Source organism: Streptomyces sp. 13-12-16 (assembly GCF_002114215.1).
Taxonomy (GTDB): domain Bacteria; phylum Actinomycetota; class Actinomycetes; order Streptomycetales; family Streptomycetaceae; genus Streptomyces.
The window spans coordinates 1-1,341 of record NZ_NCTE01001398.1 but is presented as its reverse complement, the minus strand read 5'-3'; the positions used below and the strand labels follow the sequence as shown (position 1 = coordinate 1,341).

The following is a 1,341-nucleotide window of genomic DNA, read 5'->3' as shown; positions in this document are numbered from 1 at the left end:
ACGACACCCACAACGCCAGGTCCCAGTGCGCCCCCGCCCACGCGAGCGACGCCCCGACGATCCCGCCCGCGCTGTACACGGCATGGAAGCTCAGCATGATGCTGCGCCCGTACGCCCGCTGCAGACTCACCCCGAGCATGTTCATCGACGCGTCCAGCGCGCCCACGGCCAGCCCGAACGCGGCCAGCGCCACACCGAGCCCCGCCATGTGCCCGCCCGCTCCGACGCCCAGCAGCGCCAGCAGCACCACCGGCTGCGACCACCGCAGCACCCGGCTCGGCGGCACCCGCTTCACCAGCCGCTCCGTGGTGACGCTCCCGACGCCGGCCAGGATCGGCACGGCGGCGAGGAAGACCGGCAGCAGCGCGTCGGAGACCCCGTACCGGTCCTGGACGGCCGGGATCCGCGTCACGAGCAGAGCGAAGGCGACGCCCTGCACGAGGAAGCTGAACGCCAGCGAGACCCTGCCGCGCCGCAGCACATCAGTCATGGCGGCGAGCGTAGGGCTCGGGGGTACCGGTGGGTAGATCCGGTCAAAGATGAGTTGTGCTCAGTTCCGGCTCGGGTCCCCGTCGAGCAGTGCGGCCAACTCCCGCATGTCCTCGAAGAGTCCTGTGGTCCCGGAGAGCTTCCCGGCGGGCGTCATCGCGGTGAACCCGTACACGTCCATCCCGGCCGCGACCGCCGCCTGGACGCCCAGCGGACTGTCCTCGACGACCACGCACCGCTCGGGCGCCGCACCCATCCGCTCGGCCGCGTACAGGAAGAGATCCGGTGCCGGCTTCCCCCGCCCCACATCCTGCGAGCTGAAGATCCGCTCGTCGTCGAACCACCGGTCGAGCCCCGTCGTGCGGTGCCCCACCCGGATCCGCTCATGGCTCCCGGACGAGGCCACGCAGTACGGCACCCCGTCGGCGGCCAGCTTCTCGAGCACGTCCACGGCGCCGACCACCGGCTTCAACTCCCGCTCGAACGCGGCGAAGACCCGGGCGTGGAACACGTCGTCGAAGTCCGCCGGCAACCGCTGCCCGGTCCGTTCCTCGACGAGATCGTGCACGCGGTGCATGGCGGATCCCATGTAGTCACGGATGGAGTCCTCGTACGAGGTCGGGTGGCCGAGCTCGGTGAGATAGGCGGCCAGGAGCCGGTTGGAGATCGGCTCACTGTCGACGAGAACACCGTCGTTGTCGAAGAGGACCAGGTCATAGCGCATACCTCTGACCCTAAACGCAGAAAACCCCCGTGCCGAATGGCACGGGGGTTTTCCCAATATTTGTTCGGCGGCGTCCTACTCTCCCACAGGGTCCCCCCTGCAGTACCATCGGCGCTGTAAGGCTTAGC

At 69.4% G+C, this 1,341-nt stretch carries 1 protein-coding gene and 1 pseudogene; both read right to left on the bottom strand.

Annotation, left to right across the window (positions count from 1 at the left end):
- Positions 1 to 490, bottom strand: a pseudogene (locus B7767_RS41540) (MFS transporter); the annotation flags it as partial.
- A 60-nt stretch (positions 491 to 550) separates the two neighbouring features.
- Entirely contained in the window at positions 551 to 1,213 is a 663-nt protein-coding gene (locus B7767_RS41535) for an HAD family phosphatase (protein ID WP_085576362.1), read from the bottom strand.
- Positions 1,214 to 1,341: the final 128 nt, after the last annotated feature.